Here is a 17,419-nt window from a genome sequence, read left to right on the forward strand (position 1 = left end):
TTAGCTCTGCTCGGTCTTTGACTTTCTGTGGTACATCCACAGTTCTCAGTTTTAACAGGGTTTGGTCTTGCTCATACGTCAGGAATACCCTTAAATGAGCGCCCATATTATTTGTTACTAAGTAAATATATTTTATGTATTTACTTATCTTAACATAGTTAGATTTTTCCCCACCTACCTACTTACCCATCTGTAATTAATGGAAATCTTTCAAGATAATGTGTTTTTTTGAGTCAAAACTGATAATACCTTCTTCTTGTAATTTCCCCATCAATCGTGTAATTGTTACTCTGGTAGTACAACAGGCGCTAGCAATATCTTCGTGAGTAAAGCGAACACTTAGGCGAGTTCCCTCCGGCACAGTTTCACCCACTTCTCGTTTCAAAAGTTCTAATAGATAGTGCAAGCGCTCTTGTACTCGTCGCCTTCCAGAAATAACTAAAAAAGATTCTGTTTGCCGTAACCTCTGATTGATTTTTGGTAAAAGCGTATGGCTCAGATTTGGAGAAGCCTCTATCTCTGCCGCGTAAATTGATACCAACTTAACATCAGATAAGGCTGTTGCTTGGTAGATATTTAAAGAAGTCAAACTAGAGCCAAAAACCATTCCTGCTGTTGCCAATCCTATCAAAACTTCTTCACCCGTTTCACAGTAAGTATTGAGTTTGACCAAACCCTGAGAAACATACCAAATTACTAGTGGATTGAGTGGAATAGTTTCTCCTTTACAATGTTTATAAACTTGACGCTCGTTGAACAAGTCGCCGTCATTCTTGACTATTCCTGATTCTAAATACTGACGGTCACTAATATTACGCACCATCCAGCGCTGAGAGATTTCCTTACCTTGCTGATTGCGGACAACTGCCACTGTCAAAGCTGCATCAAAGAACTCACCATGACGTTTTTGCAAGCGTACTAATAACTCTTCAACTCTGTCTGATTTAGATAACTGGATGAGTTCGCAGCGAACCTGTTGACGTTCTCCTAGAGAAACAAAGTTGATCATTGGTTTACCGACCAAAAAATGCTTTGAAACATTGAGTAATCTCGCTGCGGTATAGTTAGCTTCTTGAATGATTCCTTCTGTATTAGTCACTAAATAGCCGTCCGGCGCAAACTCGAATAAATCTTGGTAGTGTTCGCGTTCTGCTTCTAGCCTATTTCGTGTTTTTAATAGTTCCTCATTTTGCTGATACAGTTCTTGTGCCGCTAACTGTACTATCTTTAAGGTGTTATGGAGTTCCTTTAAAGCTTGCGGCAGTAGATCCGGTGGAATCCAAGGCAATACACTAGCAGTTTGGTATAAATCTGCTAAACGCTTGTGTAATATTTCTGTACGTTGGATAAATTTTTCTATGTTCACCTTAAATTGCCACTACTTGTTTGCAGAGGTTGAGCAAAAAAAATCTACTAGTAAGAAATTATGGAGTGTCTATTAATACTTATAGATGTTTGAATACTTTATTACATCAACCCTACGGTATTTTGATATTTATTACGTCTACCTTTGGTCGGACAATTCGGTAAAATCAGCCAATAGGAGCGCCTAACTTGCTGACCTAAGATTAGGCTCATTTATAACCAAACTAATAAGCCAGTAAAAATTATGACTAACAGACAAACTTAGATAAGACAGCCCGTTTTCAAACTGAATTTCTTGCTATTGTTTAAGCCACTTTGTCATTCCCCCAATAAATGATTTAGTATTAATGATAAGTATTTGCAATAAAACCTAGAATAACTGATAATATTTTCCCTAACTTCCATCACAAGAATCAAGCCACTACTACCAAAGACATATAATCTAAGTTAAGTTTGTTTGTGCTTATGAATACATTTGTTAGTAACAAATTTCACCACAAGATTTACAACTTTTGTAAAAAGTAGGGAATCCAAGTCTTTCGCTCTTAAAATCAATTATGAAATTCCCTAGCACAAGCAAAGGAAAACTGAAGTTTGCTAGTCATATAAAATACCAAACAGAATTCAGTAATTAGAATTCTGTTTGGTAAATTAAAAATAGGCGTATAGGAAATCACATAACAACTTAACAATTATCCGCCTCTTTAGTTAGAGGATAAATGAAGCAGTCAGCTGATGTAATTTAACAATGCGTAACAGCTAATCAACGCGCAAGTTATAAGGAGTGATGGGTAAGGTGTCAATACTATAAAATCTCGTCACTCCCTTTTATTTGCTTCAATTTACAGCGCTTTTCAAGTAATTGAACTGCACTGTCCTACTCTCAACTCCTCGTCTCAGTTGTGTTGTAAATACCTAAAATCTGCTGTATTAACTTAACGGATGCCGTCATTATCAATGGCGCTGTAGCTATCACTGGGGAAAAGCCCTAACCAGGGGTCAGAACTAGGAGTTAAAAATAGTTGGGCGTATACTTGCTCATTTAGGGCTTCCACACTGCTTGTTTGCTTTCCTTGCATGAACCATTGATGAATTTGGCTGTGTAGCATATATTCATTTCTGACTGTATCTAAAGCCATTGTGGTTTCAAATTTTTTCACTATTATCGGCAAATTATCTTCTTTCGTGTTAGCAGGCTGAGACTTTTTAGCTCTGATTAAAGAGATGCTATTTTGATCTAGCTTGACATCGGCGGCATAGAGTTGAGCGATTTTGTTCCAAACTTCCTGGTCGGTAATTTCAGCTAAAGCATTTTGATTCCGTTCAGCATCAGACTGAAAAGCAGTCAGCATTGGCGCTTCAACTCTCATCTTAGAAACTGCTAGAGAACTTGCTCTTTCTGCTGTAGGAGGCTGACTGGGATTGCTCGGAACTTTCACCAACTTAGGGGGAGACTGGATACCCAAGCGGGATAGATCTGCAACCCATTGGGTTTGGATAGAGTTTAGACGATCGCTGTGGTATTTTCTTAAAAAAGCCTCGCGATCGCTTTTTGCAAGTTTACTATAATCTTTTACCGCTACTTCAGCCTGCTTTAACTGACGTAAAAATGCTTTGGGACTATATAATCCTGGAATTGCGTCAATTGGACGACCCGATGCATCTAATATATAGTGAATGCTATTGCCTGTAATTGTCCGCTCCAACTTGCGTCCATCGCCAAAATCAATCGTTACTTTAGGTACAGGGCGCACCGATTGCCAGTGCAAGATAAAGTGGTCTTGAAGCAGCTTAGAAATTTCACCATTCGGATACAGCGCTACCCTGAAAAACCTACTATTGGCACAACTCAAATCCTGATCCAGTCTGCCCAGCAACCGCAGAGATAAAATAGGTTTACCGCTAGTTTTAGCAGCAGCTTTGGCTTGTTCTATGTCAGTGTACCAGTACAGATGAGAGGCATAACAGTCTCGTTGTTGACAGAGTTCGTCTAAAGCTAGCCGGAGTGCAGATGAAGATAGAACTGCATCTGAAGAATTAATATTTAGCTTACTTGCATGAGATTTGAGAAATAGTTGTAACCCGCTTGGGCCTTGTTTCCGAAGTCCAGAAACTTCTTGAGATAGCTTGGAGATTTCAGTTGCAGGAATTTGAGCATCAGCTGTCTGCAAAAAACTGAAGCTGACTAACATGAGTGCGAAAGGATATTTGAAGGTTCTAAATTTCATATATTTTCAAAAAATAGGAGTGTGGGTATTGCTATTCCTAACTAGAGAAGTCTAGTCTAACTTGTAAGAATCTCCAGATGCTCTAAAAGTTTCAGATGAGATGGTAAAGCTTAAAATATCGACATCAGCTCAAAAAATTATCACTTGATTGCTGGCTGGTGAACGGGATGTAGCTTTAGGGTGGCTGGAGATAAAGGAATAGTATTTATTATTTAACGTATACAAGTATTTCTTTAAAGAAGCTACTTCATAAAGCTCAGGTTTTATTAAAATTTCATATACTTTCTGCTTTAATTACTTAAATATGCGAGTTAAGAGTTGATCTCCTATAAACTAGCTTTATCAAAAAATCAGTAGTATTCCTCTTTTGTTAATAGTTGAAATACAACTAAAGTATAAATGGTTGTGCTGGCTTAGTTGATGAAAAAACGTCAGCTATTTCAGGTGTATCTATTTGCTATCTCTCTAACAGACTGATTCAGCAGTCTTGAAATAAATCTTCTCTTTTTATTAAAGAGAAATTTACATTATCCCTAATTTATAGGGTATTTGACTCGGTACGCTTAAGCTTTTTTAGATAATTAATTCACTAGTAAGTGCTAGTATTCATTCACTTATGAAACCCAAAAATCAGGTTCCATAGGACGATATTGCCATGATTTACATCCTATAGCTACGGTTTATTTATAACTAGGAGCAAGCACAACTCCTTGAAAAGAGGAATATTTACCAAACCATTTTGCCAATCTCCATGCAACAATATTTTTCTCATTTACTCATACTGGCATTAGGAACAACTTCGACTTTGATGATTACTCCATGTCAAGGTCAAACTCCGGTAAAGCCCAACAATCAAAATACTGAGAATATTAGTTCTGTATCTTCAAATTCACCTTTGGCTATTCCATTGACTGATTCTGCCAATTCTACTAATAACAAACCAACTATCCTCTCTGAGGTAAGCAATAACTCTTCTGCCGTTAATGCAAATATAGCTGCAACGAAGCCAAAGCAACGGCTTCCTATATTCAGCAGAATTTTTCCCACACCTTCGATGCAGCAATAATCAACGGCTAATATTTACAGGACGTTGAAATTTATTGAGTGAAAATATGACTCCAGCAACAGAGATTCTAATTGTTCTCTTTTGCTAGAGTAAGAAGCATCTCATCCATAGCGGTTCTCGTTTGTATGCAATATACCCTGACTTCACTTCCATTTTCCTCTTTTAAAAGAAGAGAAGATTTGAGTGTTATCCCTCAACACAACAAGGTTGGGGCTAGGGTCTATATTGAACTTAACTGAGAACCGCTATATTATGTTGGGCATACCCTGCTTTACTTGATGCTTGCATTTGACAAAGCAATAAACCAAACCATTGATTTTGATCTGTATATACTAGAAGAGGTAATAAACCTTGTGCAGTGAGTTACGACTTAATAGTATCGAGGTCAAATTTGCAGTAAATTTCGGTGAGGATAGTCTCACCTAGTGCAGAATTCACCTTAAAATGAAGCATAATCCCCTAATAGCTGATTCGCGCTACTTTCCAACATATCTGCACACGCATCAATCAGTCGGTATTGTATGGATAGCTAGATAAGGTTTGAAAAATAGCTTCTTTTATACTAAATTTGCTCAATTTGGATCTCACTGTCTTCTCCCACAGTAATTATACTATTTTCTGGAAAAGCATTCCAGTTACCTATAAATAGAGGTTCAGACGCAATAATTACAGAATTTGAAAAAGTCGGATCGTCTCTAATCCAATAAAGAGATGGAGCCGGAGAAGTTGTAGCAAATCGAGAAGCTATCAGGCGATGTCCATCACTAAAGATTACATTGATTGAGGCTTCTACTTGATAGCGCTTTGCCATCTCTAATAGTGTTGATAATGTAGTACGTAAAGCATACTCTGGAGGACGATGTTTGTTAATTTGACTTTGTGAAAGTAACAATGCAAAAATGTGTTCAGAGTCAGTATTACCATTAATTTTTTCGTAAAAATCTTGAGTTAAAGTGCTGCGGATTTTTCTGTGTAATGTTTTGTGGAAATTTTCAATCCTTCCATTGTGAATAAATAGCTGTTGTTGATGTTTAAAGGGCTGACAATTAGCAAAATCTACGGCTTGTTCGGATGTAGCACTGCGGACATAAGCAAGCACACACTTGGATTCAACGTAACGGCTGAGACTGGGTAAGTTTATATCATTCCAAATAGGTAGAGTATTTTTGTAGGTAAATGGTTCGATATCTTTTTGGCTATGATACCAACCCACACCAAAACCATCTGCATTTACTACTCCAGAAGTCATTTCGCGGGGTTTATAACTCTGAACTATGAGTGAGTGTTCTGGTTTATACAAAAGATGCTCTAAAGAAACAGGCGAACCAAGGTAAGCAAGTAAACGGCACATGATGAATATTCCACCTTCTATTAACACAATTATTGGGCAACAGCCTTACCCGCTTTTATTCGCCATCATTAGTGGTTCCCACTTATATGGTTTTCCGTCACCTGATTCTGATTATGACTTGCGTGGGGTGCATATTTTACCAGTTGAAAAAGTTGTAGGATTAGAAACTGGAAATGAAACTATTGAAGTTTCAGAAATTCGCAAAGCTTTAGAAATTGATTTAGTAACTCATGATGTCAAAAAATTCTTTTTAATGCTGCTTAAAAAAAATGGCTACGTATTAGAACAACTATACTCACCTTTAGTATTAACAACTTTACCCGAATATGAGGAATTAAAGTTTATTGCCAAGGGTTGTATTACCCGTCACCATTATTACCATTATATTGGTTTTGCTGCAACACAATGGAAGCTTTTTGAAAATGAACATACGTATCGCTTAAAGCCTTTACTTTATGTTTATCGAGTTTTATTGACAGGGATTTATTTGATGCAAACAGGTATAGTTGAAGCTAATATAATGAAATTGAATGAGGGTTTCAATTTATCATATATTCATGATTTAATTGCCCAAAAGTTAGCAGGGAAAGAAAAGTCTGTTGTATCAAATGTTAATGTAGATTTTCATCAAATAGAATATGAACGTCTGCGAAATAAGTTGCAGGAAGCATACGAATCTAGCCTATTACCTGAAGTACCTTCAGCGAATGCGGCTTTACATAATTTGCTAGTACGCCTGAGAACTAATGTAAAATTACAGAAATAAGTTTTATTTGTAAATCCTATTTAAAAATGGTTATTCTTGCTTTCCAGACTTCAAACTAAAAAAATATCCAATTTGTAGGATGTGTTAGATAGAACGACGATATGTGAACTAAAAGCACCCTACAAATATCGGATAATTTATTTTTTGGTATTTCCTTAACTATTAATTTCTAACTTTTTTACAACTTTAAATTCCAAGCAGCAAAAGCTAAGGTACCCCAACCAGCAAGAAAGGCTGCCCCGCCTAGTGGTGCGATCGCTCCCAAGGACTTAATACCAGTTAAGCTAATGGCATACAAGCTACCTGAGAAAATAGCAATGCCAGCGAGAAACAGCCATCCACTAGCGATGAGAGTAGGTTGAGGGGACTCAGTGCGACTAATTAGTATTGCTACTAGAAAAAGTGCCAGAGCATGATACATTTGGTAACGAGCGCCAGTTTCAAAAATTTCTAGCGATCGCTCACTAATTTTTTCCCGCAGGGCATGGGAAGCAAAAGCACCAGCAGCAACTGCCAAACCGCCTAAAATGGCAGCTATGCTCAAAAAAATCTGCGTCATTAGACCTAGCCGTAAGTTGGTAAAACAGTCATTGGTCATTAGTTATTGTTGAATAACAAAGGACAAATAACAAAGGACTATTGACAAATGACAATTAGACATCAAAATGATATGATACTGCCCCTTCTTCGTTCACCTTAAAGTTTGCATTGAATTCTTTAGCTTTTTCGTCTAAATACTGCCTAGCATGGGCTGCCGATAGTTGTGACTTCATTGCAAAGCCTAAAACAGTTACACGCCCATGATTTTCTTGTAGCATCCCATAAAAAATCGATTGCAGGCGATCGCTAACTTGTTGATTAAGCGCCTTTTTTTCTTGCCGACTTTGGCGATATAATCCCAATGCTAACCATGTACCCAGCGTTAGGCTAGGAACACCAAAAATTAGACGTTCTACCGCAGTATTATCAATTACAGGGGTATCTGTTGGTGCTACGAACTCAATCGAGCCATCCCAGGATAAGGGTAGGGTGATTGATTTTTCCATAGTCGTTTTATTAAATACCTCTGCTGCTGATAGCATTACAAACATAAATCCGAATGTCAGTAGCCAACCGGCAGCCAATTTTTCAGCAGTTTTCATAGTTCCACTTCAAATTTGAACTTTGCTAGCGATTTTAACCTGACTTTTGCAAAGGTTCTACTATCAATCTACTCCTGGCGATGGTTTTTTAGCTTTAGTAACGGAATTTTTGCATAGCTTGCTAGTTCTAGCCTGTCAAGAAACAACCGAAAGGCACGGCTTGTTCGTAGTTTGCGCTGTCTTTGCTAAGTGCAAACTACGAAACTATCAAATTAAATTTGACAGACTAATAATATTTATCTTACTTCCGTGTAGCTTCTAGTAGGCGAGAAAAATAGAAGCGAGTCTTCGTCATTGCCTTTCGTTGCAATGAAAAGCCATTGCTTTCCAAGATTCTCACCACATCAGCCTCACGGTGCAAATATGCACGAGTCGCTTTACTTGGCCCAGGAAAGAAACTGCCAATTTTCTTGAGTATACTCAGGGCACAGGTCTTTGGCGCAAAACTGAGAATTATCCGTGACTGTGCTAAAGAACAGAGATGAGATATCATCTCATCGGCTTTTTCTTGGGGATAGTGAATGAGAACATCCAAGCAAATAACGGTATGGTAATTACCGCTCAACGATTCCAAGTCCTGCACGGCAAAAGTGGGATTTTCTTCATTTCCCAAGGTAAGCTTTGCTCTATCCTTGCCTTCTTCCACCATTTTTTCAGAGATATCGGTGGCATAGACTTTGGCACCATCTACCGCTAAAGGGATGCTGAGACTACCGACACCACACCCAGCATCGCAGATTGATAGCTCTGGTAAATTGTTATCAGCCTTTAACCAGCCGATAACTGTATCTACGGTTTGCTGGTGCCCATTGCGAATGTCTAATTGGACTTTGTTGACTTCGCCATCGCCGTAGATTCGCTTCCAACGGTCAAACCCTGTGGAATTGAAATACTCACGAACAATCGTTTTATCGTCGGCTGCGTTCATAAACTCTGATTTTTAGGGGTTCCCAATGCTTAAAATTATCATTGATAGGAACTCATAAGTACGGTCTTCCAGATTTTTCTAGATATGGTGCAGAGAAGTAGGGACACAAATATGTGCGTCTCTAGTCATTTTAACGAGAACTGCTATTTTTAAGTAAATATCAGCGTTTTATGACTCTTTAGTATCATGTACTAGTATTTAAACATTCAATCTTTTCTTTACTATAAATTCCATTATTATTTAAACCTGTAGATGTAAACAACCCCTTCTTTAGGTAGAGTCGTGATTGCGATCGCAACATTTATGCTGTTAACGATTTAGCTTTTTGTAACCAATAAAACTAAATTGTAAAAAAGTTTTAAGTAAATTTTCTTAGAACTATTGTATGTTTTCTATTTAGTCTTAATTATTTAGACATGGCACTGAACTCGTTAACAGACAGTCCTATCGTTGCATTTACGATTCTCCTAACAGTAATCTTTACTGTACCCCCTATATTTGAGCGGCTAAGACTACCTGGATTAGTGGGGTTGTTAGTCGCAGGTATATTATTAGGACAAAATGGGCTAAAGTTGTTAAACCCTGAGTCTGAAACTATCAATCTGCTCTCGGAGATCGGCAAACTTTATTTGATGTTCGTGGCAGGTTTAGAAATTGATTTAGAGCAGTTCCGTAAAACTAGAAATCGCTCAATTGGATTTGGCCTTTTAACATTTTTAGTTCCACTTATTGCTGGCATTGCAACAGGAAGATTATTCAATTTTGGTTGGAATGCCTCCGTACTAATTGGTTCTTTACTGGCTTCTCATACTCTCTTAGCATATCCAATTGTAAGTCGTCTGGGAGTGGTAACTAATGAAGCTGTAACCGTCACGATTGGTGCCACAATTTTTACTGACACAGGTGCTTTGCTAGTATTAGCGATTTGTGTTGGAATTCATGGAGGGCAATTCTCCGCCATGAGTTTAGCGATTTTATTGGGTGGATTAGCAATTTACACTGCTGTTGTCCTGTTTGGCTTTGACTGGGCAGGAAAAGAGTTTTTTCGCCGCTCTGGGGATGAACAAAGTAACCAGTTTTTGTTTATATTATTAGCATTATTTTTGGCATCTGTCGGAGCGCAGGTAATTGGAGTTGAAAAAATTGTTGGTGCGTTTTTAGCAGGTTTAGCTGTCAACGACGTTCTGGGGCGTAGCCCAGTCAAAGAAAAAATCGAGTTTATTGGTAGTGTTTTATTTATCCCTTGTTTCTTCGTGGACATGGGATTATTGATCAATATCCCTGCATTTATCAAAACCCTCAGTTCAATTTGGCTGACTCTGGTAATTGTGATAGCTTTGATTGGCAGCAAATTTATAGCAGCATTCCTAGCCAAATTATTGTATCGCTACAACACGGCGGAATTGCTAACGATGTGGTCATTGTCACTACCACAGGTAGCAGCCACACTAGCAGCAACGTTGGTTGCTTATCAAACTGTAAATCCTGCTGGTGAACGCTTAATCAATGAAGCTGTCTTAAACAGTGTGATTGTCCTCATGCTGGTGACTGCTATTTTAGGCCCAGTGATCACATCACGATTTGCTCCTTCCCTACAGCTTTCTCAGACAGATTTTGAAACAGATAGTTTGACAACTTGGTGGCAAAATAATGAAGATGAGCAAGTAGAAAAAAATCAGTATCCATTTACTGTAGTAGTGCCAATATACAACCCTCAAACCCAGCGCTATCTAATAGAAATGGCAGCACTACTGGCTAGTCATGAATCTGGAAAAATTGTGCCATTGGCTATTACTAGAGCGCATATTCAGATGGATGATCCGCAATTAGTAACAGCACTTGGTCAAAGTCGAGAAAGATTGAATTTAGCTAAAGAAATTAGTCAAGAATTTGAGGTAGAAGTATCGCCAGCAATTCGGATTGATGATGATGCAGCGTTGGGAATTAGCCGTGCCAGTCGAGAACAAAATGCTAGCTTAGTAGTTATGGGCTGGTCGCGGACAACAGGTTTACGTGCCCGCTTATTTGGTAGTGTAATTGATAGCGTTTTCTGGTCTTCTCACTGTCCAGTAGCTGTAACACGCCTTTTGAGCAGTCCTAAAACAATCCAAAGAATTCTTGTACCAGTTGGAGACTTAACACGCCAAACCATCGGTGCTTTACGGTTGGCCCAAATTTTGGCTGATGTTAATCAGGCTGAAGTTGTGCTGTTACACGTATGCGATCGCAAAACACCTCAGACTCGAGTAGATAACTTTGTATCTCAATTGTCTGATATTACCTCTAAAAGCCAATTAGAGGTGAATACAAATATCCAAACAATCAGGGGTGATGATGTTGCTAGAGTTATAATTCGGGAGGCTCAGTCATTTGATTTAGCGGTGTTGCGTTCCGTTCGTTATCGCACAGCCGGCGGATTAGCCGTCAGCGAAGTAACAACGCAGTTACTTCGAGAATTGAAGTGTTCAATTGTGTTGCTTGGAGAATCCCACTCATAAGCTACTATTTATAAATCAATAAAAGGTGCGATCGCACTAAACTGTTTGATGAGCTTGTAGCCAATTAAGCAAATCAGCGATCGCACTAAAATCTAACAAAGCTTCACCCAGTGCTTCCAACTGTTCTAGAGAAAGACTTTGAATTTGTTCCCGAACTTCGTCGGGTAACTCCCCTACCCGTTTTTGTAGCTGTCGTAAGACAAGTGCTTGCTCACCTTCCTGTTTTCCTTCCTGTTTTCCTTCTTCCTTTCCTCGCTCGTAGCCAATGCGCTCGCCTGTAGTGATGTAACTCATGGTACGCTCCTGCTCGAATAACTTAAATTCTTGCCAAAATTCTGCTTCTAACGCTTTTGGTAAAATCATAACCCAATCGATAAAACGATAGAGGTTGCGAATATCCCTTTCTTGTAGCCCTTGTTCATATAATCGCCGAATTAAGCTAAATTTCCAATTTTTCCGTTCTCCTGCCTGTTTACTAGTCTGTTGGGTTTTCAAATGTGCCATTACCACCGTTGCAAACGGATTATCGCTATTCTCTAACTCTGTCCATTGTTGTTGATAATCCAGCAGTTTAATAGTTCCAAATCTAAAATTCAGACCACAATCGGGATAATTGTAACTGTATTGATTTGGTCTCCAATTAGAGTCAGAATCACACAAAATTGCTAGGCTAATGGCTGGTTGAGCAAATTTGTCAAAAATTCGCAGGTTGTAAGAAAACATCCTTTGAGCAAATATATCTTCCGATTTGGCCTGAACTTCGACATGAATCAACAGCCAAATTTCCTCTCCTTGAATTTGCCAGACTTTGACTAATTTATCTGCATATCTTCTACCAAGTTCAGCGTCCCGTGCTATTTGTTGAAATTCCTTATCGAGAAACTCATGGGGACGTTCCCAATTAATTAATGCTGCTGTTTGGGGGAAGAAAAACTGCATTGCTTGGGGAAAGTAGGCTTCTAAGATTTCTTTCCACGGCGAATCGTTATCGGCTCTTTCTCGTTCCTCGATCATCAGTTGATTGGTAAATTCATGTTCTTAATAGTAAGGTGTGAGCAGCCAATATTTTTCAGGCAGGTTAGAAGTTCCTCTTTCGCGTACATTCCCTTTAGCTTGCAAATAAGTCAAAACGAGACTTGATGCTTAAGATTGTTTTTGGTGCGATCGCTCATCGTCTTTCGACAATTAGCCACAGTCATTATAATGTTTTCACCGCAGACGACAGGGATAAATAGCGATCGCTCTCCACGGAAGTTTCATTTTTCTCCGAAAATAGCAAAAATTTTTCATCCAACAAGAGAAATTTGCTCATTTTATTATTAATTTTTGTAAAATTGATGTCTTCAAGACTAGAAACCTGATATCTAGATAGCTAAACTAACAAACAGTGCATCTGTACTGTTAATTATTAAAAGTAGATGTGGCGCTATAGCGTGAATGATCCCAGTACAACTTATCCTCAAAAACTTTCTTAGTTACCGTGATGCAACTTTAGATTTTCGTGGTTTGCATACGGCTTGTATTTCGGGTTCCAATGGTGCGGGTAAATCTTCGCTTCTGGAAGCAATCACTTGGGCAATTTGGGGTGAAAGCCGCGCCACTGCTGAAGATGATGTCATCTATTCTGGTGCGAAAGAAGTTCGGGTTGATTTTACTTTTCAAAGCAACCAGCAAAAATATCGCGTAATTCGTACCCGAATTCGGGGAGGTACTAGCGTTCTGGAATTTCAAATCGAAATCCCATCTGGGTTTCGCTCACTCACTGGCAAAGGGGTAAGAGCAACCCAGGATTTGATTTTAGAACATATCAAGCTCGATTACGATACATTTATTAATTCTGCCTACTTACGTCAAGGCCGTGCAGATGAGTTCATGCTCAAGCGTCCCACGGAACGCAAAGAAATTTTAGCGGAGTTGTTGAAACTCAATCAGTACGATGATTTAGAAGAACGGGCAAAGGAATCTTCTCGTCAGTTCAAAGCAAGGGCAGTAGAGTTAGAGCGTTCTTTGGAGTCGATTAAAATTCAGTTGCAACAACGCGAGACAACCGAAGCGCAAAGAGTCGAGTTAGAAGCCGAACTCAACCAACTGCAACAGGTACAAGCCTTTGATAATATTCAATTACAAAATTTGCAAGTTATCCAGCACCAGCGCCAAAATTGGGAACAACAACTCAGTTTTGTAAAGCAGCAATACCAAAATCTTACCCAAGATTGCGATCGCCTCCAACAAGAACAATCAGCTATTGGCTCTCAGTTATCAGATTTAGAAAAAATATTACACCAAGAAGCTGAAATTAAAGCTGGATATGCCCAATATCAAACTCTCCAATCTCAAGAAGAAGCTTTTGCTGCCAAATTTGAAGAATATACCCGCGCTGGGCAGACTCGCCAACAAAAGCAACAACAGCTTACCAAACAAATTCACGAAATCGAACGGCAACTGCAACAAGCCCAAGCGCAGTTAGAAGCTTTGCAGCAACAAGAGCGAGATATTCAACAAACTCTGACTAAATCAGGTGAAGTAGAAGCTGCTTTAGCACAATTAGCCGCAGCCCGCCACCATGTTGCTCGCTTAGATGAACTGCAAATGCAAGTGACTCCGTTGTTGCAACAACGAGCAACTTTACAAAGCCAACTCGATCGCACTCATGCTGGTTTAGTCGCGCGACTCGAACAACTGCAAAGTACTGAGAACCAATTGCAACGCCAGCACCGCCGCCAACCGCAATTGCAACAAGCGGTGATGGATGTGGCAATCCAGATTGAGGAACTGGAGAAAAAGCGGGTTTATCTGCAACGAGTCCAAGAAAAAGGGCATGAAAGGCGACACTTTATTGAACGTCTGCAAGCTCATCAACGTGACTATGAAAAGCTATTAGGAGAATTAGAGCAAAAATTGCAGATGCTCCAAAATCCTGAAGCTCTTTGTCCATTATGCGAACGCCCTTTAGACGAACATCATTGGAGCCGAGTGGTGGAAAAAACCCAGGCTGAATTAGAGGATACTCAAGGGCAGTTTTGGGTAGTCCGCGAACAAATGGCTGTGTCAGACAGAGAAATCCAGGTACTTAGGCAGGAATATCGGGAAATTTCCCAACAATTGGCGAGTTACGATGGTTTACGGGAACAACGGGGACAGTTAGCGGCACAGTTAGAAGCGACAACTGATGTTCAACAACAGTTACAACAAATTGCTGCCGAAAAACAGCATTTAGAGCGATCGCTCCAAGCTGGTGATTACGCTCCCGATAAACAAGCCGAACTCCGGCAGCTAGACCAATATCTGCAACAAGCTAATTATAATGAACAAGACCACGCCCTCGCCCGAAGTGAAGTTGAACGGTGGCGATGGGCAGAAATAAAACAAGGGCAGATTAAAGATGCAACTAAGCGACAAGGGCAACTATTAGCCCGAAAACCAGAATTACAAGCCCAAATTGCTCAATTACAACTCAGAATCGAACAGGATCGCACTGATTCTGAATGTGCTAAACAAATCGCGGCTCTTGAGCGTCACATTACCGAAATTGGCTACAGTTCTGAGCAGCATAATAATCTGCGTATAGCTGTCCGCCAAGCTCAATCTTGGCATTTGCGTTATCAACAACTCCTATCAGCCCAGCAGCAGTATCCGCAACTCCAGACGAGATTGCAAGAGTTAGAGGAATCCAGAAGCGCCAGAGTAACGGAGCGGCAAAAACTTGGCGGACAAATCGAAAGCATTATCCAGCAATTACAAGCAACAGCTAACCCATCCGCCCAAATTCAAGCTTTAGAGCAGCAGTTAGCAATCCGCAGACGGCAACTTGATGAGCAAATAGCCAAGTTGGGGCGTTTGGAACAGTTGGTGCTTCAACTAGAAACGCTGCAAATTCAGTACGATCAACAGCAGCAGCAATTACAATCTTGCAAACAGGAATATCGTGTTTATCAGGAATTAGCGCAAGCTTTTGGTAAAAATGGTATCCAAGCACTGATGATTGAGAATGTGTTACCACAACTGGAAGCCGAGACAAATCAATTGCTTTCGCGGTTGAGTGGTAATCAGTTTCATGTACAATTTATTACTCAAAAAGCTGGACGTAGTGCTAAATCAACCAAGAAAAATGCCAAGCTGATAGACACTTTAGATATTTTAATCGCCGATTCTAGAGGAACGCGATCTTACGAAACTTACTCTGGTGGGGAAGCCTTTAGAATTAACTTTGCCATCCGTTTAGCCCTGGCGAAATTATTAGCGCAACGGGCGGGGGCGGCGTTGCAATTGTTGATTGTGGATGAAGGTTTTGGTACACAGGATGCCGAAGGATGCGATCGCTTGATTGCAGCGATTAATGCGATCGCCTCCGATTTTGCCTGCATCCTCACTGTCACCCACATGCCCCACCTCAAAGAAGCTTTCCAAGCCAGGATTGAGGTGAATAAAACTCAAGAAGGTTCGCAGTTGAGTTTGTCAATTTAATTGAATTTTACCCGTGCATCCAGACCATAAGACCGAAGCATTTTCGTTAGGGTTTCGGCTTGTTCGCGATCGCTAAATGCCCCAGCATTTACATAATCTCCTAGATGGGATTGCTCTGTAACCGCATTGGGTATATATTGTTGCACCTTACTCAGAGTATCGTTATTCGAAATTGGTATTATTACTCTGTAAGGATTACTAGCAACTAATGTGTTGCCATTAGTCCCAGGTACAGCATAGGCATTGGCAGGAGGTAATACATAGCGATTATTTTCAGGTGTAGCATAACCAGTATTAACAGGTACTAGATAGCGAGTTTCAGGTAATACAGAGCCATTCGCATCAGTATAATTGCCCCCAGTTGAGCTATCCAACCCTAATGCTTGCCAAGTTTGCCAATCTACATTTCCGGTAGCATTAATTCGAGAATATTGCTGGAATGCAATTACAGATTCTCTGGTGTCATTGCTGAAAAATCCATCAGGATTGGTATTAGATAAATTCAACTGCAATAAACGCTGTTGAACTAATGCGACATTATCTCCGCGATCGCCTACAGTCAGATAATCTCTGCTCGGTTGTTGAGTAATAGATCCACCTATTGAGACTCTACGCACTGCCTCTAGAACTTGAGCATCGGCAATGCCATCAACAGGTAGGCGATAATTTTGCTGGAATTTACTTACAGCATTTTTAGTTATTGGGCCAATAGTTCCAGTAGGATTTGTATTAAAATAACCTAGCTGTCGCAAACGCACTTGTAGTTCTCTCACTTGTTGAGTAGAAAGACTCGACGATCTAGAGGATCTAGCTTGATTTGGAGAGGAACCCAGTAGTACATTCCAAGTTTGTCGATTTACAATTCCGTTAGCAGCTATCCGATAATTTCGCTGGAATTTGATCACAGCATCTCTAGTCTTTGGGCCGAAATTCCCATTGGGATTAACATTCAAGTAGCCTAACTGCCGCAGACGTTGTTGTAACCTTGTCACGGCTGCACCAGTTTTGCCTTGAGAGAGAACAGGATATTGACCACTTGACCGCGATGCACTACTAGTATTCCTACCTGTAGTTCTACTTTGACATGCTCTTTGTAATGCTTGTTGCGTATTAATACCTACAACCCCATCAGCAGGTATTCTATTAGCTTGCTGGAATTTGATCACAGCATTTTGAGTCAAACTAGCAAACTTTCCACTGACTGGGCCGTTAAAGTAGCCTAACTTTTTTAAACACCTCTGGCTACTGCTAACTTCTGGCCCATTACTTCCGATTTTTTGAAGTGCTAAAGATTGCCCTGCGATACTCAGAAGCCCCGTAATTATTGCCGCAGACAAAAGACGCATCGCTGCACCGCTAGATAACTTTTTCCAATTCAAAAATTTGAAATTAGCTACGGTAGGAACAACCTTGACGCTTTCAGATGCCTCATAGACTGAGGCAAGCTTGGTTAAATAGCTATCTACCCCTGTTTTCACTTGCTTTTTTTCAAGTTATGACCATACAAGATTATACTATTTTCTCTGTGTCATGTTTGTTATTTGTATGATTCTTTACAAGTAATTTTTCAGAAGAAGCAGGAGGTAGGGGAACTGCTCTGAACAAGGGAGA

At 39.8% G+C, this 17,419-nt stretch carries 12 protein-coding genes; 4 read left to right on the forward strand and 8 right to left on the reverse strand.

The window, feature by feature from the left end; translation table 11 throughout:
- Positions 1–196 precede the first annotated feature (196 nt).
- Both V7K69_RS30230 and V7K69_RS30235 read right to left on the reverse strand, forming a co-directional pair.
- On the reverse strand, positions 197–1,366 hold the full coding sequence (locus V7K69_RS30230) for a helix-turn-helix domain-containing protein (RefSeq protein WP_335041472.1): 1,170 nt from the start codon (positions 1,364–1,366) through the stop codon (positions 197–199).
- A gap of 934 nt (positions 1,367–2,300) precedes the next feature.
- Positions 2,301–3,593 carry a hypothetical protein gene (locus V7K69_RS30235; RefSeq protein WP_335041475.1) on the reverse strand — a complete coding sequence of 431 codons (1,293 nt, stop codon included), beginning with the start codon at positions 3,591–3,593 and terminating at the stop codon, positions 2,301–2,303.
- 751 nt (positions 3,594–4,344) lie between these two features.
- On the opposite strand from V7K69_RS30235, the gene V7K69_RS30240 reads away from it, so the two are divergent.
- Positions 4,345–4,659 carry a hypothetical protein gene (locus tag V7K69_RS30240; RefSeq protein ID WP_335041477.1) on the forward strand — a complete coding sequence of 105 codons (315 nt, stop codon included), beginning with the start codon at positions 4,345–4,347 and terminating at the stop codon, positions 4,657–4,659.
- A gap of 562 nt (positions 4,660–5,221) precedes the next feature.
- Here V7K69_RS30240 and egtC read toward each other — a convergent pair.
- Entirely contained in the window at positions 5,222–6,010 is a 789-nt protein-coding gene (egtC, locus tag V7K69_RS30245; protein WP_335041479.1) for an ergothioneine biosynthesis protein EgtC, read from the reverse strand.
- Between egtC and V7K69_RS30250 the strand changes: the two genes are divergently transcribed.
- Positions 6,009–6,776: a nucleotidyltransferase domain-containing protein gene (locus V7K69_RS30250; protein ID WP_335041481.1), complete on the forward strand. Its 768-nt coding sequence runs from the start codon at positions 6,009–6,011 to the stop codon at positions 6,774–6,776. The genes egtC and V7K69_RS30250 overlap by 2 nt on opposite strands.
- A gap of 178 nt (positions 6,777–6,954) precedes the next feature.
- Here the strand turns inward: V7K69_RS30250 and V7K69_RS30255 are convergent, their stop codons facing one another.
- From V7K69_RS30255 to bchM, 3 genes are all read right to left on the reverse strand, one after another.
- A complete protein-coding gene (locus tag V7K69_RS30255) occupies positions 6,955–7,335 on the reverse strand; it encodes a DUF423 domain-containing protein (RefSeq protein ID WP_335041573.1) in 381 nt (126 codons plus the stop codon).
- A gap of 94 nt (positions 7,336–7,429) precedes the next feature.
- Positions 7,430–7,918 (reverse strand): hypothetical protein, encoded by a 489-nt coding sequence (locus tag V7K69_RS30260; RefSeq protein ID WP_335041484.1) that lies wholly within the window; start codon positions 7,916–7,918, stop codon positions 7,430–7,432.
- 241 nt (positions 7,919–8,159) lie between these two features.
- On the reverse strand, positions 8,160–8,846 hold the full coding sequence (gene bchM, locus V7K69_RS30265; protein WP_335041487.1) for a magnesium protoporphyrin IX methyltransferase: 687 nt from the start codon (positions 8,844–8,846) through the stop codon (positions 8,160–8,162).
- Between the two features lie 416 nt (positions 8,847–9,262).
- Here bchM and V7K69_RS30270 point away from each other — a divergent pair, with 416 nt between their 5' ends.
- On the forward strand, positions 9,263–11,344 hold the full coding sequence (locus V7K69_RS30270; protein ID WP_335041490.1) for a cation:proton antiporter domain-containing protein: 2,082 nt from the start codon (positions 9,263–9,265) through the stop codon (positions 11,342–11,344).
- Positions 11,345–11,380: 36 nt separating this feature from the next.
- On the opposite strand, the gene V7K69_RS30275 is transcribed toward V7K69_RS30270, so the two are convergent.
- Complete coding sequence (locus V7K69_RS30275) at positions 11,381–12,358, reverse strand: DUF4351 domain-containing protein (protein ID WP_335041492.1); 978 nt, start codon at positions 12,356–12,358, stop codon at positions 11,381–11,383.
- Positions 12,359–12,781: 423 nt separating this feature from the next.
- Here V7K69_RS30275 and V7K69_RS30280 point away from each other — a divergent pair, with 423 nt between their 5' ends.
- Positions 12,782–15,808, forward strand: coding sequence for an SMC family ATPase (locus tag V7K69_RS30280; RefSeq protein ID WP_335041495.1), 3,027 nt, complete (start codon positions 12,782–12,784; stop codon positions 15,806–15,808).
- Here V7K69_RS30280 and V7K69_RS30285 read toward each other — a convergent pair.
- Positions 15,805–17,286: a peptidoglycan-binding domain-containing protein gene (locus V7K69_RS30285; protein WP_335041497.1), complete on the reverse strand. Its 1,482-nt coding sequence runs from the start codon at positions 17,284–17,286 to the stop codon at positions 15,805–15,807. The genes V7K69_RS30280 and V7K69_RS30285 overlap by 4 nt on opposite strands.
- Positions 17,287–17,419: the final 133 nt, after the last annotated feature.

Origin of the sequence: Nostoc sp. (assembly GCF_036917775.1) — a bacterium.
In the GTDB taxonomy this organism is placed as follows: domain Bacteria; phylum Cyanobacteriota; class Cyanobacteriia; order Cyanobacteriales; family Nostocaceae; genus Nostoc.